Source organism: Nocardia sp. NPDC058244 (genome assembly GCF_042882065.1).
Taxonomy (GTDB): Bacteria; Actinomycetota; Actinomycetes; order Mycobacteriales; family Mycobacteriaceae; genus Nocardia.
Window position 1 is genome coordinate 70944 of the sequence record NZ_JBHVWX010000011.1, and the last position, 23153, is coordinate 94096.

The window sequence follows — 23153 nt, forward strand, 5'->3', positions numbered from 1 at the left end:
GCGGGCCGGCCCGGCGCCGCGGGTTCGCGGGCCGGAGTCAGCGCCGGCTGGCCCGCCGGAACCCGATCGCGGCCGGGACCGCGAACAGCACGATCGCGCCGAGACACCACACCAGGGTCAGCGTCAGCGGCCGGGCGATGGGGCCGTGATCGGCCAGTCCGCGCATGGCGTCGACGGCGACCGACATGGGCTGGTTGCGCACGATCGGCTGGATCCAGGTCGGGAACGCGATCAGCGGGACGAAGCCGGTGCTGAAGAACATCATCAGCGAGGTGAGGATGGTGATGCCCTCGACCAGCGTGGCTTTCGCGGTGTAGACGGCGATCGCGGTGACGATGGTGGCGAAGGCGAGGCCGAAGAGCACCGGGATCAGCAGGAACACGAACGCGGCCAGCGGACCCTGGTGGAAGCGGAAGCCGAGCAGCATGCCGACGAGCACCACGGCGATGGTGCCGAGCACGATCCGGCAGCCCTCGGCGAGGACGCGCGAGGCGATCCCCGAGGCCCGGTGCACCGGCAGCACCCAGAACCGCGCGAGCAGACCGGCGTCGCGTTCGCGCCCGAGCATGACCCCGCTGGCCACGGCACCGGAGAGCGCGCCGACGATGGCGACCATCGGCACCGAGCCGTAGAGCGCGTCGTCGCCGGTGAACTTCTGGATCTGCCCGCCGACGACGATGTCGAGCATGATCAGCAGCAGGCACGGGATGAGCAGGGTCTCCAGCAGGGTGACCGGGTTGCGGGCCCAGCGCAGCAGCAGGCGCTGGGTCTGGATCAGGGTGTGCCGGACCAGCGCGCCCGGCGAGGTCTCCGAACCCGCGGTGGACTGCTCGGTACGAGCGGCAAGCAGCGCCATCACGCCCTCCTCGAACTCAGCCGGATGGCCAGTGGGGTACAGATCAGCAGGATCGCCGCCAGCCACAGCAGCGACGGGAGCATCAGCGACCAGCTGACCGTGCCCGCGTTCCCGGCGGTGTCACCGGCCAGCGCGCGCAGGACGGTCGCGAACTGCGAGACCGGCTGATTGCGGACGAACCACTGGATCCACTCGGGGAACTGGCTGGCCGGCGCGAGCCCGGTCGAGAGCATGCCGAAGATCAACGGCGGCAACACCAGTGCCTGGGTGGTGGCCTCGGGACTCTTGGACACGGTCCCGATGACATCGGCGCCCAGCGTGAACGCGATCCCGATGAGCAGCGAGAACGCCAGGAACCCCAGGGTGTGCGCGGCGTCGAGCCGGAAGCGGAAACCGATCACGTACCCGGACGCGACGGCCGCGGCCAGGGAGATCAGCAAGCGGAAGATGTTGGCCGACATCCGCGCCGCCACCGGCACCAGCGGACGCAGCGGCATCGCGCCGAACCGGCGGTTGAGCCCGGCCACGGCGTCGGTGGCCGAGCGGAATGCCGCCGAGATGGCGGTGAACGCGGCGGCCTGCAGGATCACCAGCGGCATCATGTACTGCGCGTAGCTGCTGAACCCGTTGCCGGAGAACATCATCACCGTCTTGAGCGGGATGTAGAAGCTCGCGGTGAAGGCCGCAGGCGCGACCACCGAGGCCAGCACCTCGCCGGTCTTGACCGAGGGCACGATCAACCGGGTGGTCAGCACCCACCACTGCTGCACGGTGTCCGGGGCGGCGCGGAAGTCCGTGCGCCAGGTGGTGGCGGTCACGACACGGCCTCCGGCGCCGTCTCGGTCGTGGCGAGGTGACCGGTGAGCTGGAGGAACACATCGTCGAGCGAGGGGCGGCGCAGCGCGATGTCGACGAGTTCGACCTCGGCGTCGTCGAGGCGGCGCAGGGCCTCGGCGAGGGTCTTGGCGCCGTCGGGGGCCGGGATGGTGATCCGGTCGGATTCCGGGGTCAGCGCGGCCAGGTTCTCGGCGGGCAGCAGCGAGCCGAGCGCGGCGACGATGGCGGGCATCTCCTCCAGGTCCAGCGGCACCACTTCGCAATAGCTGCCGCCGGTGCGGTGTTTGAGCTCGTCGGCGGTGCCGGAGGCGATCACCACGCCGTGGTCGATGACGATGATCTGGTCGCTGAGCGCGTCGGCTTCCTCCAGGTACTGGGTGGTGAGCAGGGTGGTGATGCCCGCGGTCTTGAAGCTGCGCACCAGGTCCCAGACGCCCTGGCGGCTGCGGGGATCCAGACCGGTGGTCGGCTCGTCGAGGAAGACCACATCCGGCCGCACCACCAGCCCGCAGGCGATGTCGATGCGCCGCCGCATGCCGCCGGAGTAGGTGCCGACCCGCCGGTTCGCGGCGCCCTCCAGGTCGAACTCGGTGATCAGTTCCCTGGCCCTGGCCCGGGCCGCCGGTTTGCGCAGCCCCATCAATCTGCCGAACATGACGAGGTTCTCGTAGCCGCTGAGCATGTCGTCGAGCGCGGCGTACTGGCCGGTCAGCATGATCGATCGGCGCACCGCGGCCGGGTCGGCGACGACGTCGTGCCCGGCGACAACGGCCCGCCCGCGATCGGGCGTGATGAGCGTGGACAAGACGTTCACCATCGTCGTCTTGCCCGCGCCGTTGGGACCGAGGATGCCGAGCACCTCGCCGGGCGCGGCCACGAAGTCGACGCCGCGCAGCGCGTCGACCTCGCCGAAGGACTTCTCGATCCCTTCGACGACAACGCCGCCGCCGGTGGAGGTGAGGGTGGGGCTCGGTGCGACGCTCATGTCCGGTCTCCTGCTTCCATGTGGTCATCCAGCACCGGCGAGATCACCGACAGTGCGAGGGGATTGGTCAGCTCGTCGTGCGTGGTCTCGACGTCGTTGGCGACGATCGAGCCGGTCACGTAGGGGCGCCAGCCGTCGGGGCCCATCCATTCGCCGGGGTCGACCGCGGCGGTGAAATAGAGGACGTCGCCGTGGTAGACCGGGCGCTGGTAGCCGGTTCTGGTGCCCGCGGAGGCGTTGTAGGAGCCCGCCATCCGCTCGATGGTGGCCGCGTCGACGAGTTCGACGCCGCCGAGTTTCGCGGTGATGAGCTCGGCGGCCTGCTGCGCGGTGGCCTCGGCGGGCACGTTGTCGATCCCGAAGATCGAGCCGAAGGTGTTGATGAACGCGCCCGGCGTGAGCCGCTCGATGGTGTCACCGTCGATATCGGCGGTGTCGGTGTCCAGCAGCGCCACCACGCCGACCCGCTCGCCCGCCTCGGCCAGCTGCACCGCCATGGCGTGCGCGATCAGTCCGCCGAAGGACCAGCCGAGCAGGTGGTACGGGCCGTGCGGCTGGACCGCGCGGATCTCGCGCACATACCGCCGCGCGAATTCCTCGATGGACCGGGCCGAGGGCTCGCGGCCGCTGAGATCGGGCGCCTGGAGGCCGTAGATCGGTCGGCCCGGGCGCAGCCGCTCGGCGAATCCCAGGTAGCTCCACGACATTCCGGAGGAGGAGTGGACGCAGAACAGCGCGGGTTTGTCGCCACCGAGCCGGATCGGCAGCAGGACGTCGAGTCCGAGGCCGGTCGATCCGGCGCCCGCGGGTTCGGCCGCCGCGACCATCGCCGCGGCTTCCTCGGCGGACGCGCGTTCGGCCGCCGGGGATTCCGCGAAGCGCGCGGCCGCGGCCAGCGCCTGCGCCCACAGCTGGGCCAGCTCGGCGACGTCGTCGCGGTCGAGTAGCTCGGCGGGATAACCGAAGTCGGCGCGCAGCCGATCCCCGAGCACCATGGCGTTGATGTCGATGGCCGCCATGACCGGGACCGTGGCGTGTTCGCCGACGTCCAGATCGCCGAACTCGTCGGTGGGCAGCCAGCCGAGACCTTCCAGCCCGGCCGGGATCTCGGCGGCGGTGTGCCTGCCGAGATAGTTGACGCAGATCTGGCCGGGCAGCCGTGCGGGCAGCTCCGCCGCGGTGTCGGGATTCAGGTAGCGCAGCAGCCCGAACCCGATGCCCTTGTCCGGCACCGAGAGCAGCTCGTGTTTGACCGCGCGGATGGCCGCGCCCATCGCCGGGCCGCCGGCGAACGCGTCGTCGATGTCGATCTCGGCCAGTCCGAGCCGGACCGGGTAGAGGTTGGTGAACCAGCCGATCGTGCGGGACAGGTCGGCGCCGGGCACGACTTCCTCCTGCCTGCCATGGCCTTCCAGCCGCAGCAGCGCGGACTTCTCGTCCACCCCGCGCCGGGCCCGCCAGCGCACCAGCGCCAGCGCGAGGGTGGCGAACAGCGCGTCGGTGACGCCGCCGTGGAACAGGCCGGGCAGCGTGGTGAGCAGCGCGGTCGTGACGTCTTCGTCGACCTCGAGGTCGACGCGGCGCACGGTGTGGGCCTGGTCGACGGCGGGATCGAGACGCCTGGTGCCGAGCAGCGGGTCGGGGCCGGCGACGATGTCGCGCCAGTAGCCGAGCTCGCCGCGGCGACGGTCCGAGTGCGCGGCCTCGGTCAGCGCGTAGGACCAGCGCCGCATCGAGGTCCCGGTCTCCGCGAGCACCGGCGTCGCGCCCGCCGACACCTGGGCCCAGGCACCGATCAAGTCCTGCACCAGGATTCGCCACGACACGCTGTCGATGGCGAGGTGATGGGCCACCACGATCAGCCGGCCGGGCCGGGTCCGCGAGCCCGCCGCGCCGACCGGATCGAGCCAGACGAACTGGAGCACGACGCCGTCGGCGGGATCGAGCCGGTTCAGCGCGGAGTCGAGTTCGCTGCGCACGTCCTCGCGCAGTTCGGTGGGTTCGGCCGCGGCGTCGATCTCGGTGCGGTGCACCAGGGCATCCACCTCGATGGTGCCGGGTTCGGCCACCCGCAGCTGCCAGCCGTCCTCGTCGGACCACAGCCGCGCGCGCAGCATGTCGTGCCGGTCGATGACGGCGGTGAGCGTGGCGACGAGCGACGAGCGCTCGATGCCGACGGGCAGTTCCAGCACCGCGGTCTGGGCGAAGCGGTCGAAATCGCCGCCGCGCTCGATCATGTACCGGACGATCGGGGTGAGCGGCAGGTCGCCGACCCCACCGCCGGGCAGCTCCTCGAGCGCCTCCACCGCACCTGCGGCGTCGACGGCCGCGGCCAGCGCCGCGACGGTGCGATGCTCGAACACCTGGAGCGGTGTGCAGTGCACGCCAAGCAGTTTCGCCTGGGTGACCAGCTGGATCGCCAGGATGCTGTCCCCGCCGAGGGCGAAGAACGAATCGTCCACGCCCACCTGGTCGCGGCCGAGCAGTTCGGCGTAGACCTCCGCCAGCACGTGTTCGGTGGGTGTGCTCGGCGCGAGATACGGCGCCTCCTCGGTGACGAATACCGGTTCCGGCAATGCTTTTCGATCGAGCTTGCCAACGGCGTTGACCGGGATGGCGTCGAGGACGACGAAGGCGGCGGGCACCATATAGGCGGGCAGGCTGTCGGCGGCGACGGCCCGCACCCGGGCGAGATCGAGATCGGCGCCGGGCATGCGGACCAGGTAGGCCGCCAGCGCCGTCGCCCCGGTGGGACCGGGAACACCCAGTGTCACCGCGAGATCGACGCCGTCGATGCCGCCGAGTACCGCGTCGATCTCCCCGAGCTCGATGCGCTGACCGCGCACCTTCACCTGGAAGTCGGTGCGGCCCAGGTATTCCAGTGTCAGGCCGAGCTCCGGCGGGCGGATCCAGCGCACCAGATCGCCCGTGCGGTACAGGACTTCGCCGGGCGCGCCGTAGGGGTCGGCGACGAAGCGGGCGGCGGTCAGGCCGGGGCGGGCGTGGTAGCACCGCGCGGTGGCGGTGCCGGTCAGATACAGCTCACCGGCGACGCCGACCGGCACCGGCCGCAACCGGTCGTCGAGCACCAGCACGGCCGCGCCCCGGATGGGCGTGCCGATGGTGACCGGCTCCGCCGTGGACAGCGGCGCGGAACCCGTTGCCCAGATGGTGTATTCGGTCGGGCCGTACAGATTCACCATCCGCCGACCGGTGGCTCCGCCGCACCAGCGCCCGACCAGATCGGGGCCGACCGCCTCGCCCGCCACCGCGAGGACCCGCACGCTCGACACCTCGGCGGGATCGATGGTGGCCAGCGCGGACGGCGTGATCACCATGTGCGTGACCGCCTCGGCGGCGATCAGCTCGGCCAGCGGCGCGCCACCGAAGACCTCGGGCGGCGCGATCACCGAAGCGCCACCGCAGCCGAACGCCATCAGTGCCTCGAAGATCGACGCGTCGAAACTCGGTGAGGCGACCTGGAGGACCCGGGACTGTTCGTCCAGGCCGAGATCAGCGCGCTGGGCCGCCACCAGATCGGCCAGGCCGCGGTGGGTGACGGTGACGCCCTTGGGCGTTCCGGTGGACCCGGAGGTGTAGATCATCCAGGCCGGATGCTCCGGCCGGATCGGCGTGGGGAGCTCGTCGGCGGTGAGCGCGGCGTCGTCGGCGGCGCGCAGCCGGGCGACGATATCCGGGTCGTCGAGGACCAGCCAGCGGGTGGTGTCGGGCAGGCTCGCGCGGTACGCGGTCAGCGTGAGCCCGACGCGGGCGCCGGAGTCGGCGAGCATGTGGTCGATGCGCTCGACCGGATGCTTCGGGTCGACCGGCAGGAACGCGGCCCCGGCCTTCGCGGCCGCCCAGAGGCCCGTGTGCAACTCGGCGCAGCGGGGCAGGCCGAGGGCGACAACGGTTTCGGTGCCCGCGCCGGCGTCGATCAGCAGGCGGGCCAGCTGGTTCGAACGGGCGTCGAGCGCGCGATAGGTCGTCGTGGTCCCGGCGACGAGGGCGGGATGGTCGGGGTAGGCCGCGGCGGTGTCGGCGAGCAACCGGGGCAGCGTGACGGTGCCCGCGGTGGCGGGGCCGCGGACCGGGATCAGTTCCGCGCATTCGCCCGCGTCGAGCAGGTCGATGTCGGCGACCCGGATGTCGAGGTCGGCGAGCACGGCCGTGAGGACGCGCTGCCAGCGGGTCACGAACGCGGCGACCGTGCCCGCGTCGAACAGGTCGGTCGCGTAGGTCAGCACGCCGTCGAGACCGGCGGGTCCGGCGTCGGTGAATCGCTCGCGCAGATCGAGGGTGAGATCGAAGGCCGAGGCGTCGCGGTCGAAATCCTCGACCTCGAACCGCACTCCGGCCAGTTCCAGCACCGGCTCGACGAAGTTCTGCAACGACAGCGACACCTGGAAGATCGGGTGGTGCGCGGTCGAGCGGGTGGGGTCGAGCGCCTGGACGAGCTGTTCGAAGGGCACGTCGGCGTGGGCGAACGCGTCGAGATCGGTGGTGCGGACCTCGGCCAGCACCTGGCGGAAGCTCGCGCCCGGGTCGATCGGCGTGCGCAGCGCCAGGGTGTTGACGAACATGCCGACCAGGTCGTCCAGCGCCGCCTCACCGCGTCCGGCGACCGGGGTGCCGACGACGACATCGCCCGTCCCGCTCAACCGCGCGAGCAGCACCGCGAGCGCGGCGTGCACGATCATGAAGACGCTGACATTGCCGGCCGCCGCGGCCTCGACCAGCGTGCGGTGCACCTGCTCGTCGATCGCGAAGTCGAGGTCGGCGCTGCGCATCGTCTGCACCGCGGGGCGCGGCCGGTCGGTCGGCAGTTCCAGGGCGTCCGGTGCGCCGGCGAGGGTGTCGGCCCAGTACCGGATCTGCCGCGCGGCCACGGATTCCGGGTCGGTCGCGCTGCCGAGGAGTTCGCGATGCCACAGCGCGAAGTCGGCGTACTGCACGGTGAGCGGGGCCCGGGTGGGTGCCGCGCCCGCCACCCGCGCCGAATAGGCGGCCACCAGGTCACTCGCGAGCGGGGCCATCGACGCGCCGTCGGCGCTGATGTGGTGCACCACCAGGACGACGACATGCACGGGGGCCGCGTCGCCGACCAGCCGGAACAGCCCCACGCGCAGGGGCGCCTCCCTGGTGAGATCGAACCCGGTGCCCGCCAGCTCGGTGATCCGCGCACGCAGTGGCGCACCGTCCTCGGTGTCGAGCACCGGCATGGGCGGGGTGGCGGCCTCGAGGCCGACGACCACCTGACGCGGACCCTCGGTATCGGCCGGATAGCGGGTACGCAGGCTCTCCTGCCGCGCGATCACATCGGTGAGCGCCAGGCGCAGGGCCTCGATATCCAGGTCGCCGGTGAGCCGCAGGGCGATCGCGATGTTGTAGGCGGCCGAGCCGGGGTCGAGCTGGTTGAGCACCCACATCCGCTGCTGCGCCGGCGAGAGCGGGACCCGGTCGGGGCGCACCCGCGCGGCCAGCGCCGGGCGGCCGGGACCGCCCGCGGCGGCGGGGACCACGCGGGCCGCCAGCTGTGCCACGGTCGGCGCGTCGAACAGATCGCGCAGGGCGATGGTGGAACCCAGCGCCGAGTTCACCCGGGCGACCACCTTGGTCGCGCTCAGCGAGTTGCCGCCGAGCTCGAAGAACGACTGGTCGACGCTGACCTGTTCGGTCCCGATCACCTCCGCGAACACCGCGGCCACCGCCGCCTCGGTCGCCGTCCGTGGCGCGAGGTACGGGCGCTGGGCCGCCGCGAAGTCCGGCACCGGCAGTGCCTTGCGATCCAGCTTGCCCACGGGCGTGAGCGGAATCTCGTCGAGCACGACGACATACGCGGGCACCATGTACCCCGGCAGTTCCGCCGCGACGGCCGCGCGGACCCGTTCGGTCTCGAGGTCGACGCCGGGTGCGGGCAGTACATACGACACCAGCACGGTCGCCCCCGCCGGTCCGGCGCGCCCGATGGTCACCGCGTACTCGATCTCCTCGTCGCGCGAGAGCACCGCGTCGATCTCGCCGAGCTCGATCCGCAGGCCACGGATCTTCACCTGGAAATCGCTGCGCCCCAGGTACTCCAGGGCGAGCGTGCCGTCCTCCACCACCCAGCGGACCATGTCGCCGGTGCGGTACATGCGGTCACCGGGCGCGCCGTACGGGTCGGCGACGAACCGGCTCGCGGTCATCTCGAACCGGTTGAAATAGCCGCGCGCCAGCGCCGGACCCGCCAGGTACAGCTCGCCCGCGATACCCACCGGCACCGGCCGCAACCAGCCGTCCAGCACGACCACCGCGGCGCCCCGGATCGGTCCGCCGATGGTGATCGGCTCGCCGGCGACGAGTTCGGCGGGACCGGTGGCCCAGATGCTGAACTCGGTGGGGCCGTACAGGTTCACCATCCGGCGCCCGGCCGACCACTTCTCGATCAGCTCGGGGGTGGCGGCCTCACCGGCGACCGAGAGCACCCGCAGATCGGTGAGTTCGGCCGGTTCCATGGTGGCCAGCGCCGACGGGGTGATCACCGCGTGGGTGACCCGCTCGGCCCGCAGCAGCTGTTCGAGTTCGCCGCCGCCGTACACCTCCGGCGGCGAGACCACCAGCCGCCCGCCCGCCGAGTGCGCGGTGAGCATCTCGAAGACCGAGGCGTCGAAGCTGGGCGAGGCGACCTGCAGGGCGCTCGCCGTCGGGTCGAGCGCCAGCGTTTCCCGTTGCGCGGTGGTGAGATTCGCGATGCCGCGATGACTGAGCAGCACCGCCTTCGGCTTGCCGGTGGAGCCGGAGGTGTAGATCAGGTAGGCGGTGTGGTCGATGTCGATCGGGCCGCCGCGCTCGGCGTCGGTGATCGGCGCGTCGGAGACCAGCATCACCCGGCGCAGCGTGTTCAGGTCGTCGAGCAGCAGCCAGTCGATGGTGCCGGGCAGTGTCTCACCGGTCGCGGTGACGGTGACGCCGATCGGCGCCTTCGAGTCCTCGAGCATGTGCTCGATCCGCTCCACCGGATAGCTCGGGTCCAGCGGGACGAAGGCCGCGCCGGTCTTGGCCAGCGCCCACACGGCCACCACCGATTCCAGCGACCGGGTGAGCGCGAGCACCACGAACACCTCGGGGCCGACGCCGCGGCCAAGCAGCACCCGGGCGAACCGGTTGGACCAGGAATCCAGGTCGCGGTAGCTCATCCGCAACTCGCCCGCGCTGACCGCGACGGCGTCGGGATCGATGCGCGCGCCCGCGGTCAGGATCTCGGGCATCGTCCGCATCGGTACCGAGGGCAGCCCGCGGACCGGCGCCAGTCGCGCCAGTTCGGTGTCGTCGCAGTACTGCACCTGCGACACCAGATCGTGCGGATGCGCGGCGAGCTGACCGAGCAGCCGGACGAACCGGTCCAGCAGCGACTGCGCCGCGGTGGCGTCGAGCTGATCGGCCATGAACTTCACCGAGATCCGCAGCGCGTCACCCGCGCCCTGCTCGCCGCGCAGCGGGATCACCATGAGATTGAGCGGATACGGCGTCGCGTCGGTGCCCTCGACATCGAGCACCCGCATCCCCGCGATGTCCAGCGCCTGCGACAGCGCCTCGCGGTCGATCGGGTAGGACTCGAAAACGGTGAGGGTGTCGAACAATTCGGCCAGCCCGACCGCGCGGTGGATCGCGGCGAGGCCGACGTGCTGATGGTCCATCAGCCGCGCCTGTTCGGCCTGCACCCGGGCCAGCAGATCGGACACCTTCTCGGCGGGGTCGAGGGTCACCCGCACCGGGACGGTGTTGATGAACAGCCCGACCATCTCCTCGACGCCGGGCAGCTCCGGCGGCCGTCCCGACACCGTGCTGCCGAACACCACGTCGGTGCGGCCGGTGAGCATGGCCAGCAGCAGCGACCAGCTGGTCTGCACCAGGGTGTTCACCGTCGCGCCCGCCTCGCGGGCCGCGCCTTCGAGCTCGGCGACCGTCGCGGCGGACAGCTCGCGGGTGACCATCGCGGTCTCCGGCGAGGCGATCCCGGCCAGGGTGGGGACCGCGCGCGTCGGGGTGTCGATCCCGGCGAGCGACTGCTGCCAGGCGGCGAGCGAGGCCTCGGCGTCCTGGTCGGCGAGCCAGGCCAGGAAGTCACGGTAGGAGCGGGCGGGCGGCAGCACCGACGCGTCGCCCGCCGTGACATAGAGCGCCAGCAGTTCCCGGACCAGCAGCGGCGTCGACCAGCCGTCGAGCACCAGGTGGTGATTGGTCATGATCAGCCGGAAGTGGCCGGGCGTGGTGGTGACCAGGGTGAAGCGGATCAGTGGGGGACGGGTGAGGTCGAAGCGGGTCAGCGCGTCGAGGGCGATGATCCGGTCGAGTTCACGGGTGCGTTCCTCGTCGTCGGCGGCGTCGGTGAGATCGATATCGGTCCAGTGGATCTCGGCGTCGGCGAGGACCAGCTGACGCGGGCCGTCGTCGGTCTCGACGAACGCCACCCGCAGGTTCTCGTGCCGGTCGACGAGGGCCTGGGCCGCGGCGCGCAGGCGGGTGGTGTCGACCGTGCCGGACAGGGTGAGCATCGACTGCACCGTGTAGCCGTCGGCGGTGTCGGAGTCGTAGAGGGCATGGAAGAGCAGGCCGTACTGGAGCGGCGAGAGCGGCCACACATCGGCGAGATTCGGATAGGCCTGTTCCCAGCGCTCGATCTGCGGCTGATCGACGGTGACCAGCGCGAAGTCCGACGGGGTGCGGCCACCGGCGCCGGCGGAGCGCGCGTGGTCGGCGAGCGCGCGCAGCGCGGCGGCCCACAGCTCGGCCAGTGCGTCGACGGCGTGCTCGTCGAGCAGTCTGCTCGCATAGGCCCAGGTGACCTCGAGCCCGGCGTCGGTCAGCACGGCGTTGATGTCGACGACGGCGGCCAGCGGAGCCCGGTCGTCGTTGGTGGCGGCGAACCGGCGCGGCATCCAGGGATCGTCGCCGGTCACCGCGCGGCCGAGGTAGTTGAAGCTCAGCTGGGGTGTCGGGGCGTCGGCGAGCGCGGCGGCGGTATCGCTGTTCAGATACCGCAGCAGGCCGTAGCCGACACCGCGATCGGGCAGCGCCCGCAGCTGCTCCTTGGTGGCCTTGATCGCGGACCCGGCCGCCGGGCCACCGGCGAAGGCGTCGGCGAGATCGATGCCGGCCAGATCGACCGCGACCGGGTACACGCTGGTGAACCAGCCGACCGTGCGCGCGACATCGGCGCCGGGCAGCAGTGATTCGTCGCGGCCGTGGCCCTCCAGGGTCAGCAGCGCGCCGGTGCGGTCGCGCCAGCGGCACACCGCCATCGTCAGGGCGGCGAGCAGGACATCGTCGGGGCCGCAGTGGAATCGCTCGGGCACGGTGGTGAGGACGGCGTGCGCCAGCTCCGGCGGCACCGTACTCAGCCGCTGCGCCATGGTGGCGACGACGTCGACGGCCGGATCGAAGGCGATCGGCTCGGTGGCGAACGACGGGTCCGGCATCGCCAGGACGCGCTGCCAGCCCGGCAGTTCGCCGGCGCGGGCCGCGGCATCGTCGGCCTGGCTGTGCGCCCAGCGACGGAAGGAGGTACCGACCGGCTCGAGCGTGCCACCGAAGGCGGCGGTCGCCAGGTCCGGCAGCAGGATGCGCCAGGAGACGCCGTCGGTGACCAGGTGGTGCAGGACCAGCCAGCACAGCGGGGGAGCCGCCTCGCGTTCGAGCAACACGAACCGGGCGACCGCGCCGACGGTGGGATCGAGCTGGTCCGCGGCGTCGGCGAGGGCGCGGTCGACGGCGTCCTCGGTGTCGGCCCCGACCACGTCGATCAGCGGGTCGGCCGTCACCGAACCCGGTTCGGCGACAACCCATTCCCAGCCCTCGGACGTGCCGCGCAGCGTCGACCGGAGCAGATCGTGGTGATCGAGCAGCGCTTGCACCGCCGTCGCGAGTGCCGCGCGGTCGATGCCGTCGGGCAGGCCGATCAGCACCGCCTGGCTGTACCGGCCCCAGGGGTCGCCGTGCTCGACCATCGCGCGCACGATCGGCGTGAGCGCCACCGGACCGACACCGCCACCGGGCAATTCGTGCACCACGTGCACCTCGGTGTCGGCCGCCACCGCGGCCAGCGCGGCGACGGTCTTGCGCTCGAACACATCCCGCGCGCTGAACGCGATACCGGCGGCCTTCGCCCGCGACACCAGCTGGATGGAGACGATGCTGTCCCCGCCCAGCGCGAAGAAACTGTCGTCGACGCCGACCGAGTCCAGCCCGAGCACTTCGGCGAACAGGGCGGCGAGCGCTTCCTCGCGCGGGGTCGACGGCGCCCGGCTGGTGACGGCGCGCGCGGTGAAATCCGGTGCGGGCAGTGCCTTGCGGTCCACCTTGCCCAGTGGCGTGAGCGGCACCCGGTCGAGCACCATGACGACCGACGGCACCATGTACGCCGGAAGGCTCTCGCCGACAGCGGCTTTCACGGCCTCGGGATGGACCTCGGCACCGGGTTCGGTGGTCACATAGGACACCAGGGCGGTCGCTCCCGCGGCGGTCTCGACGCCGAGGGTGAGCGCGAAATCGATCTCGGGCAGCCGTTGCAGCGCGGCGTCGATCTCGCCGAGCTCGATCCGGAAGCCGCGCACCTTCACCTGGAAGTCGCTGCGGCCCTGGTACTCCAGCACGAACCGGCCGTCGTCGTCGTGCCAGCGCACCAGATCGCCGGTCCGGTACATCCGTTCCCCTGGCGCGAGCGGATTCGCGACGAACCGGCTCGCCGTCAGCCCGGTGCGCCGGTGGTAGCCGCGGGCGACGCCGGGGCCGGCGAGATACAGCTCGCCGACGGTGCCCGCCGGGACCGGGCGCAGCCAGGGATCGAGCACCAGGCCGGTCACCCCGCGCACCAGGCTGCCGATGGTCACCGGCGCGTCGGGGACCAGGGGACCGGTGAGGGTGGTCGTCACGGTGGTCTCGGTGGGTCCGTAGCCGTTGAGCAGTGTGCGGCCCGCCCACTTGGCCACCAGTTCCGGCGGGCATGCGTCGCCGCCGACGACGATGGTCCGCAGATCGGGCAGGGTCGCCGGATCGAGCGAGCCGACGACGGCCGGGGTGACATTGAGATGGGTCACCCGGTGCGCGCGCAGCACCTGCGCCATGTCCTCGCCCGCGTACGCCGAGGGCGGCACCACCGCCAGGCTCGCACCCGCCGCCAGCGTCACCAGGATCTCCTCCACGGAGATGTCGAAACTCGGCGAGACCGCATGGGCGACCACGGAGGCGGCGTCGACCCCGAACCCGGCGCCCGAGCTCGCGACCAGATTGGCCAGGCCGCGATGCGAGACGAGCACGCCCTTGGGCAGACCGGTCGAGCCGGAGGTGTAGATGATGTAGGCGACCTGATCCGGCCGCACCGGGGCGCGGCGCTCGGCATCGCCGATCGGCCCGGCGTCCTGCGCGGCGATCCGCGCGAGGGTGGTCTCGTCGTCGAGGGTGAGCCAGTCGACCCGGTCCGGCAGCGATTTCCGTGCCTGGGCGACGGTCAGCCCGCTGACCACGCCGCTGTCGTCGACCATGTGCTCGATCCGGTCGGCCGGATAGGTGGGATCGATCGGGGCGAACGGCGCGCCCGTCTTGGCCACCGCGATGGTCGCCAGTACCGAGTCCGCCGAGCGCGGAATCGACAGGGCGACACCGTGTTCGGGGCCAGCGCCGGCGGCGATCAGGACCCGGGCCAGCCGGTTGGTGTAGTCGTCGACCGCGCGGTAGGTCAGCGTCTCGTCGGTGCCCCAGCGCAGGGCCACCGCGTCCGGGTCGAGCGCGGCGCCCGCCGCCAGGATCTCCGGCAGCGTGCGGATGTCGACCCCGGCCGGCCCGCGCGCGGGCACCGAGACGGCCTCCTCGGCGGGCGAGAGGACCGGCACCGCCGACAGCGGCGCCTCGGGTCCGGCGACCAGGAACCGGTGCAGGAACCGCAGGAAGCGCGCGTGGTGCGCCGCCAGGTCGGCCTCGCTGTACAGGTTGCCGTTGCCCTGGAGGTCGATGTGGGTGCTCTCGCCGCCGACGCCCGGATACAGGTTGACGAACAGGTCGTCGATCAGGCCGGAGGTGAGCACGTGCAGCCGCCCGACGACCGGGCCCAGCGCGATCCTGGTGTCGACCATCATCAGATTCACGGCCGGGCCGAACGAGGTGGCCTCGTCCATCGCCCAGCCGAGATCACGGACGATGTCCTCCTGGCGGTAGCGCTGGCGGCGCAGCGCGCCGGTCAGCTCACCCTGCACGGCCAGGATCGCGGCGCCGACGGTCGTCGTCGGGTCCAGGGTGACCCGCAGCGGGACGACATTGGCGAGCATGCCGCCGGAGCGGCGCAGCGTCGCGGAGGTCCGGGCCGACACCGGCAGACTCAGCACCACTTCCGGCGCACCGGTCATCGCGGCCAGATAGGCGCCGAACGCGGCGACCACCGTCGGCGCGACGCCCGAATTCACGGCGGCGGCAACGGAATCCAGCAGGGCGGCGGTCTCGGCGGGCAGGGCGCCGGAGACCCGGTTGGGGTGGCCGTCGACCTCGGCGTCGCGGCCCGCCAGATTCACCGGGTCCGCCATCGCGGCCAGGTGCTCGCGCCAGTACTCGCGGTCCGCGGTGAACCGGTCCGAGGTGCGGTAGGCCAGATCGGCCTCGACGATCTTCTGCAGCGGCTCGGCCTTGGCCGGCGGGGCCTCCCTGCCCTCGACGGCGGCGTTGTACAGCTCGCCGGTGCGCTGTACCAGGGCCAGCGCGCCCATCCCGTCCAGCACGATGTGGTGCATCCGCGAGTACCAGAACCAGCGGTCGTCGGCGACCCGGATCATGGCCAGCCGGACCAGGCGGTCGCGCATCACGTCCAGGGGCGCGGCGTACTCGGCGCGCATCCACGCGTGCGCGGTCGCCACCGGATCTGGCTCGGCGCGCAGATCGAGCTCGGCCATCTCCTCGTCGAGGGAGAGGTCGACGAGCTGATGGGGTTGTCCGTCGATGTCGATCAGGCGCAGATAGCCGGTGCCGAACTCGCGACCGGTCTGCCGCACGACCCGCACCAGCAGATCGTGGTCGACGGGACCACTCAACTCGACGTATTGGGCGATGGAGATGGGGGTGTCACCCGCGATGTGCTGGGCGAACCAGATACCGCGCTGGGCCGCGGACAGCGGGAAGGCACTCTCGGAAGGCTGGGTCATGAGCGGACCTGCGTTCTCATGTCTGGAGCTCGGTATTCACCTGTGTGTCCCCGACCGGCGGGTACTACCTCCTGAGGTAGTACCCGCCGCTGCGTACTGCGCTCTGATCCATTCTGGACCTGCGAGGACCAGACCGGAATGGGTTCAGGAGACAGCGCGCAGATCGGCGGTGGACAGCGGCGCGTCGGAGCTGACCAGATAGCGCTGCAGGGTCGAGCGATCGTCGAGGACCAGCCAGTCGACGACGTCGGTCAGTTCGGGCCGGTCGGACCGGGTGGTGATGCCGAGATAGGCGCCGAAGACGAACTCGTCGTCGGCGACGGCGACGGGAACGGCACCGATCTTGCGCACCGCCGCCTCGGCGACGATCGCCTCGGTCGCGGCGTCGACCGCCAGGGCGATCCGGGCGCCCGCGGTGGCGCCGCGGCCCAGCAGCAGGCGTGCGAGCCGGTTGGCCCAGCGATCCAGATCGGCATCGGCGAGGTGACCATCGGTGGCGATCGGGGCGGCCTGCCGACGAGGCAGCTGGATGACGTTGTCGGCGATCGCGGTGGTGGTCATCGTGCTCATCGTGGGTCCCCTTGGCGCTGGTAGGAGGTGCTTTTAGGTACACCTCTACTGTCGTCGCCGGGCGGGGACTCCGACAGCGACCCCAGCGTTGGGGAGCGGCCTCCCAGGGGGCGGGTTTACCACCCCAAGGTGGGTGAACCCGGTGGTGGGCGTGTTTGTTGGCGCCACCGGTCGGGGGCGTCAGCCGAAGCCGATGACCTCGATATCGCGGTTTTCGTTATCGCTTGCGATCAGCAGCAGGGCACCCGCGGCGGTGGTCAACCGCACGGATCGGGTTTCCGGTGCCACGCTGATCGGCGTCACCGATCCCGCGCGGCCGGTCTGCCGGTCCCACGTTCGCAGGGTGTAGCTGTCGTCCGAGGTGAGCATGATGACCTGGTCGGCGAGCAGCGCGGCCGTGACGGGGTATCGCGCGCTCCTGTCGAGCAGTGACATGTCGAGTTCGGTGGACCCGGTGCCGCCGGCCGCCGACAGGACTTCCCATCGATCGGGCAGCGGGTACCCGTCCGGGTGACGGGAGCTGATCAGGGCATCGTTGTCCGCGGCGCGCACCTCGACGTCCGTGCGGCTCGAATCGACGATGGTCGATGTCAAGGCGGCATTCGGTGGCAGGAAGAGCTCGGTGTCCGCGCCGTCCTGGACACAGTTGATCCAGACGAAGCCGCTGTCGAGCACGCGGACCTCAGGCGAGACGGACGATCGCACGTATGGCGTGGGAAAACTGCGCTTGTCGCGAACCTCTCCGGATTGCGGATCGAACACGGTGACGGCGACCGTGGCCGTGTCTCCGGCGCCGCAGGTGGCGGCTCGGTAGATGGCGGTCACCGTCGCGACGACGCGCTGTCTGGTAGAGGTGCATCCGGCCGTCTCGGCTGGGGTGGTCCACTGGCTACGGCCGCTCCTCGCGTCGTACCGGGTCATCGTCCCGCGAGCGGTGGTGGTGGCGAGCAGATGCCCGCGAACGGTGAAGTCCGAGTCGCGGGTGAAGGCCGTTTCCGTCCAGAGTTGATCGCCGGTGACGGAGTCGAAGGCCATCCAGCCGCGCTTCTCCCAGTAGGTCAGCACGACATTCTCGCCGCGGACCGCCATGGTCTTCTGCGGCAGGTTTCCCACGTTGTCGGATCGGACGCCGAGGCGCCGGTAGTGCCAGCGTTCGGCACCTGTCACGCCGTCGTACGACGTGACACCGTCCCTGGTCGAGACGACGAATCCGGTTCCGGTGAAGACGATTCGGGTGTCCTCCGGAAAGCGCGAGAACGGGAGCCGGAAGCGGAACTTCTCCGGCCCGAGCGCGGCGGGCACGGCGGTGTCCGGGCCGGGCGCGGCGGTGACGTGATCGATCGCGGACGAATCGTCACCCAGCCGGAGTGCGACCCCGGCGGCGCCGAGCACCGGCACGATACCGACCACCAAGGCCACGGCGAGCGCCGAGCGCCCGGGCATCGGGGCGGTCGGCGTCGCGACCAGGACAAAGATCAGCACCGCGCCGAGGAGGACGAGGACAAGCCCGGCGATCGCGGCGGGCACCCGTGGCGTGACGACGAAGACCGAGGTCAACCGCTCATACGTGGACGGGATGTGCGCGGTCACCGCGAACACGACACCGCCGATCAGCACCGCCAGCAGCGCGAGCACACCACCCGCGGTGAAATCCGCGGCGCGCTCGTCTCCGCGTCGTCTCCGGACCAGCACGACCAGCCCGAGCAGCACCACCGCGCCCGCGAAGACCAGGGCTCCCAGGACGAGACGGCGGGGGAAGTCGCCGGTCTCGGCGTAGTCGTCGACCGGCACCGGAATCGGCGCGGCGACGAACTGGCTGTACAGCGCCAGCGCGATACCCCCGGCGACCAGCACGGCACCGGCCAGACCCGCCAGGACCGGCCACGGCGAGCACGCGGGCACGGTGGACTGATCGTCGGACATGTTCCCCCCGGGTGAGATTCGACCCGGCACCCCCCACCGGGTGCCGGATCGAGACTAGCGCCGGTGGTGGCGGCGCGGAAATCGCGCCGCCACCGCGCTCAGCGTGCGTTGCCGCCGATGCTGAAGTGGGCTCCGGTGGGGTCGGTGAGACTGGCAAGGCGGCCGTAGGGGGTGTCCATCGGCTCGAAGACGATCGCGCCGCCGAGGGTCGTGGCCAGTTCGGCGGTCTTGTCGACGTCGTCGGCGCCGAAGTAGGCCGTCCACGCGCCGGGGATGCCCTCGGGGAGGTGGCCGGTGGCGTCCATTACGCCGCCGCGCATCGGCGAGGTCGCGTGCAGGGTGGTGTACCGGAACTCGGGGGAGTCGGCCACGACGAAGGTGTCGCGCCAGCCGAAGACATCGCGGTAGAAGGTCAGCGAGGCATCGTAGGCGCGGGTCATCAGCTCGAACCAGGACGGGACGCCGTCGTGGTTGCTCCAGAGGCCGTCGGCGACATCGCCGATCGCCTCGAACCCGGGGAACTCGCCGGCCTGCCAGACACCGACACCGACCCCGCCGACGTCGGCGAGCACCGCCATCGTGCCGAGCTCGCCGACGGCCATCGGCTCGACGAAGATGTTGCCGCCCGCGGCGCTGGCCTTGGCCGTGGTCGCCGCGGCGTCGGCCGAGGCCAGGTAGACGGTCCAGCGGTCGGGGTACGGGTCACCGGCGTCGGGGACCCGGCTCATCGCGCCCGCGACGGCCTTGCCGTCCTTGCGCAGGGTGGTGTAGCCGCCGAATTCCTCGCCGCCGCGTTCGGCGGTCCAGCCGAACATCTCGCCGTAGAAGGCGATGGCGCGGTCGAGATCGGCGGTGTAGAGATCGACCCAGGTGGGATCACCGGGTTGCTGGGCGATGGACATGGCGACTCCTCGGCTGTGGGGTACTGGCTCGACAGAGACGGTGGCGGGGCGTGCCCACCGTCATCGATCATGACGCCGCGACACCCGAAAAGTCATCGCCGACAACCGTTGCACCCGCGCGACCTGCGGAGGAAGATCGAGAACGGCGCGCGGCCGACACGCCGTCGGCCGTCTACGGCGCGCTGAATACGACACAGAGTAGGACCCGCGCGGAATGCTGCGGCAGCACGGTTTACGATTCACACCAACGCATGCTGACCGTCGTCTGCCTCTGACCGGAGGACGGAGGGCCTGCGAGTGACGTACAGGCATCTTCAGGAGGATCAGTGACTGCGGTAGAGCCCAGGCCAGTCCCTCAGTTGGAAGCGACTCGACCGTATCCCGCTCGGACCGGGCCCAAGGGCTCGTTCCTGTACAAGGCGGTCACCACCACCGACCCCAAGGTGCTCGGCACCATGTACCTGGTGACGGCGATCAGCTTCTTCCTGGTCGGTGGTCTCATGGCGCTGCTCATGCGCGCCGAGCTGGCGCGCCCGGGTCTGCAGTTCCTCTCGCCCGAGCAGTTCAACCAGCTGTTCACCATGCACGGCACGATCATGCTGCTGTTCTACGCGACGGCGATCGTGTTCGGCTTCGCCAATATCATCCTGCCGCTGCAGATCGGCGCCCCCGACGTCGCCTTCCCGCGACTGAACGCGTTCAGCTACTGGCTGTACCTGTTCGGCGGCACCATGGCGACCGCGGGCTTCGTGACCCCCGGTGGCGCGGCGGACTTCGGCTGGACGGCGTACGTGCCGCTGACCGACATCCTGCACTCGCCCGGCGTCGGCACCGACCTGTGGATCCTGGGCCTGGCCGTCTCCGGTCTGGGCACCATCCTCGGTGGCGTCAACATGCTCACCACCGTGGTCTGCCTGCGCGCGCCCGGTATGACCATGTTCCGCATGCCGATCTTCACCTGGAACATCGCGGTGACCTCGGTCCTGGTGCTGCTGGCCTTCCCGCTGCTGACCGCGGCGCTGTTCGGTCTGGCCTACGACCGCCACCTGGGCGGCCACATCTACGACCCGGCCACCGGCGGCATCCTGCTCTACCAGCACCTGTTCTGGTTCTTCGGCCACCCCGAGGTCTACATCATCGCGCTGCCGTTCTTCGGCATCGTGTCCGAGATCTTCCCGGTCTTCAGCCGTAAGCCGATCTTCGGTTACACCACGCTGGTCTACGCGACCCTCGGTATCGCGGCGCTGTCGATCGCGGTGTGGGCGCACCACATGTACGCCACCGGCGCCGTGCTGCTGCCGTACTTCTCCTTCATGACCTTCTTGATCGCCGTCCCGACCGGTGTGAAGTTCTTCAACTGGATCGGCACCATGTGGCGCGGCCAGCTGACCTTCGAATCACCGATGCTGTGGTCGATCGGCTTCCTGGTGACCTTCCTCTTCGGTGGTCTGTCGGGCGTCATCCTGGCCTCGCCGCCGCTGGACTTCCACGTCACCGACTCGTACTTCGTCGTCGCGCACTTCCACTACGTGCTCTTCGGCACCATCGTGTTCGCCACCTTCGCGGGTATCTACTTCTGGTTCCCGAAGATCACCGGCCGCATGATGGACGAGCGCCTGGCGAAGTGGCACTTCTGGACCACCTTCGTCGGCTTCCACACCACCTTCCTGGTGCAGCACTGGCTGGGCGCCGAGGGCATGCCGCGTCGCTACGCCGACTACCTGCCCAGCGACGGCTTCACCACGCTGAACACGATCTCCACCATCGGTGCCTTCATCCTGGGCTCGTCGATGCTGCCGTTCGTGTGGAACACCTTCAAGAGCTACCGCTACGGCGAGGTCGTCACGGTGGACGACCCGTGGGGCTACGGCAACTCGCTCGAGTGGGCCACCACCTGCCCGCCGCCGCGGCACAACTTCTACGAGCTGCCGCGCATCCGCTCGGAGCGCCCGGCGTTCGAGCTGCACTACCCGCACATGGTCGAGCGCATGAAGGCCGAGGCGCACGTGGGCTGGGGCTCGGGTAAGCACGCGACGCACGTGTCCGAAGGCGCGCTCGCGAAGAAGTAAGAAACACCGGAAGACCAAGGGTGTGCACCTGCTGGGTGACCAGCGGGTGCACACTCTTTTTGTGGGTAATCGAACGGAGCAGATCGACTTGGCCGACACCACAGTTCTCGTGACCGTCACCGGCCCCGACCGACCCGGCGTCACGTCCGTGCTGCTGGCGACGCTGTCACGCCATCAGGTGAGCCTGCTGGACGTGGAACAGGTGGTCATCAGGGGCAGGCTCACCCTCGGCGTGCTGGTCTCGTGCCCCAACGACCCCGAGGCGCTGCAGGACGAGCTCGAAGAGGCCATGAACACCGTCGGCATGCAGGTCGACGTGTCGGTCGACGCGCAGATCGGCAAGCCGCCGATGTCGACGCACGCCGTCGTCGTGCTCGGCGCGCCCGTCACCGCGCACGCCTTCAGCGCGATCTCGCGCCTGCTGGCCGGGCTCGGCGCCAATATCGACACCATCCGCGGCATCGCCGACTACCCGGTGACCGGCATGGAACTGATGGTCTCGGCGGCCGACTCCGGCGCCGACACCGACGCGCGGCTGCGTACCGCGCTGGCCGACATCGCCGTCGCCGAACAGGTCGACATCGCGGTGGAACGGGCCGGGCTTGCCCGCCGGGCCAAGCGGCTCATCGTCTTCGACGTGGACTCCACGCTGATCCAGGGCGAGGTCATCGAGATGCTGGCCGCGCACGCCGGCGTCGAGGAGCAGGTCCGCGAGGTCACCGAGGCCGCGATGCGCGGCGAGCTCGACTTCGCCGAATCGCTGCGGCAGCGGGTGGCCACGCTCGAGGGCCTGGACGAATCGGTGATCGAGCAGGTCGCCGACCGGATCGAGCTCACCCCCGGCGCGCGCACCACCATCCGCACGCTGCGGCGGCTCGGTTTCCGCTGCGGTGTGGTCTCCGGTGGGTTCCGGCAGGTCATCGAGCCGCTCGCGCACGAGCTGGAACTGGACTTCGTGCAGGCCAACACGCTCGAGATCGTCGACGGCAAGCTCACCGGCCGGGTGATCGGCGAGATCGTCGACCGGGCGTTCAAGGCGACCGCGCTGCGCAAGTTCGCCGCCGAGGCGGGCGTGCCGATGGAGCAGACCGTCGCCGTCGGTGACGGCGCCAACGACATCGACATGCTCAACGCGGCCGGGCTGGGCGTGGCGTTCAACGCCAAGCCCGCGCTGCGCGAGGTGGCCGATACGGCGCTGTCGCACCCGTACCTGGACGCGGTGCTGTTCATCCTCGGCGTCACCCGCGACGAGGTCGAGGCGGCCGACGCCCGCGACGGCGGCGTGCGCCGGGTTCCGCTGCTCGGCCGGTAGTCCTGGCGCGTCGCGACCGGATCGGCCCGGTCGCGGCGTTAGCCTCCAGCGCAGGGTGTCCTTCGGCGTTGGGAGTGTGCCATGCGGAAAATCCTGTTCGCGGCGTGCGCGGTGGCGATGGTGGTCTCCGGGTGCGGTGCCGACGACGACACCGGGGATCTCTCCTCGACCACGATCGAGCTGCCGACCACCGCGCCGCAGTCCGCGGCGGGCCCGGTGGAGGTGGACCAGACCTTCAGCGGGAGCACGGTCGCGCTGGGGCTCGGCCAGCTGCTGCTGGTCCGGCTGCCGCAGAACCCGGACGACACCGAGTCCTGGTCGCCGGTGAACATCGAGCGGGGCGTGCTCGCGCCGGAGCCACCGCAGGCCGACGGCGCCAGCACGCTGTGGCCGTTCCGCGGTGTCGGGCCGGGGACCGCGACCATCCAGTTCGTCTACGGTCCGGCCAGTCAGCCGCCGATCGAGCCGGGACCGGAGTTCATCCTGACCGTGCGGGTCGCCTAGCGCCCACGTCGCGGTGTCGGCCCGCCTCG

Annotated in this window: 11 protein-coding genes; 4 read left to right on the forward strand and 7 right to left on the reverse strand. The window is 70.9% G+C overall.

Annotation, left to right across the window (positions count from 1 at the left end; all coding sequences use genetic code 11):
• Window positions 1-37: 37 nt before the first annotated feature.
• The 7 genes from ACFVW6_RS30410 to ACFVW6_RS30440 form a co-directional block, all read right to left on the reverse strand.
• Entirely contained in the window at window positions 38-856 is an 819-nt protein-coding gene (locus tag ACFVW6_RS30410; RefSeq protein WP_378832438.1) for an ABC transporter permease, read from the reverse strand.
• Window positions 856-1674, reverse strand: coding sequence for an ABC transporter permease (locus tag ACFVW6_RS30415; RefSeq protein WP_355282209.1), 819 nt, complete (start codon window positions 1672-1674; stop codon window positions 856-858). The genes ACFVW6_RS30410 and ACFVW6_RS30415 overlap by 1 nt, the downstream gene beginning before the upstream one ends.
• Window positions 1671-2678, reverse strand: coding sequence for an ATP-binding cassette domain-containing protein (locus tag ACFVW6_RS30420; RefSeq protein WP_365007154.1), 1008 nt, complete (start codon window positions 2676-2678; stop codon window positions 1671-1673). The genes ACFVW6_RS30415 and ACFVW6_RS30420 overlap by 4 nt, the downstream gene beginning before the upstream one ends.
• Window positions 2675-15844: an amino acid adenylation domain-containing protein gene (locus ACFVW6_RS30425; RefSeq protein ID WP_378832434.1), complete on the reverse strand. Its 13170-nt coding sequence runs from the start codon at window positions 15842-15844 to the stop codon at window positions 2675-2677. The genes ACFVW6_RS30420 and ACFVW6_RS30425 overlap by 4 nt, the downstream gene beginning before the upstream one ends.
• Before the next feature lie 144 nt (window positions 15845-15988).
• Window positions 15989-16405 carry an AMP-binding protein gene (locus tag ACFVW6_RS30430; protein ID WP_387793422.1) on the reverse strand — a complete coding sequence of 139 codons (417 nt, stop codon included), beginning with the start codon at window positions 16403-16405 and terminating at the stop codon, window positions 15989-15991.
• Window positions 16406-16594: 189 nt separating this feature from the next.
• The gene (locus ACFVW6_RS30435; protein WP_378832429.1) at window positions 16595-18337 is read right to left on the reverse strand and encodes a PQQ-binding-like beta-propeller repeat protein; all 1743 of its coding nucleotides are present in this window, start codon (window positions 18335-18337) and stop codon (window positions 16595-16597) included.
• A 98-nt stretch (window positions 18338-18435) separates the two neighbouring features.
• Entirely contained in the window at window positions 18436-19239 is an 804-nt protein-coding gene (locus ACFVW6_RS30440) for a VOC family protein (protein WP_378832427.1), read from the reverse strand.
• Between the two features lie 50 nt (window positions 19240-19289).
• Here ACFVW6_RS30440 and ACFVW6_RS30445 point away from each other — a divergent pair, with 50 nt between their 5' ends.
• From ACFVW6_RS30445 to ACFVW6_RS30460, 4 genes are all read left to right on the forward strand, one after another.
• Window positions 19290-19514 (forward strand): hypothetical protein, encoded by a 225-nt coding sequence (locus tag ACFVW6_RS30445; protein WP_378832425.1) that lies wholly within the window; start codon window positions 19290-19292, stop codon window positions 19512-19514.
• A gap of 51 nt (window positions 19515-19565) precedes the next feature.
• Window positions 19566-21308 (forward strand): cytochrome c oxidase subunit I, encoded by a 1743-nt coding sequence (ctaD, locus tag ACFVW6_RS30450; protein ID WP_218719296.1) that lies wholly within the window; start codon window positions 19566-19568, stop codon window positions 21306-21308.
• 82 nt (window positions 21309-21390) lie between these two features.
• A complete protein-coding gene (serB, locus tag ACFVW6_RS30455; protein WP_355282368.1) occupies window positions 21391-22620 on the forward strand; it encodes a phosphoserine phosphatase SerB in 1230 nt (409 codons plus the stop codon).
• 81 nt (window positions 22621-22701) lie between these two features.
• Window positions 22702-23124, forward strand: coding sequence for a protease inhibitor I42 family protein (locus tag ACFVW6_RS30460; protein WP_355282191.1), 423 nt, complete (start codon window positions 22702-22704; stop codon window positions 23122-23124).
• The last annotated feature ends 29 nt before the right edge of the window (window positions 23125-23153 follow it).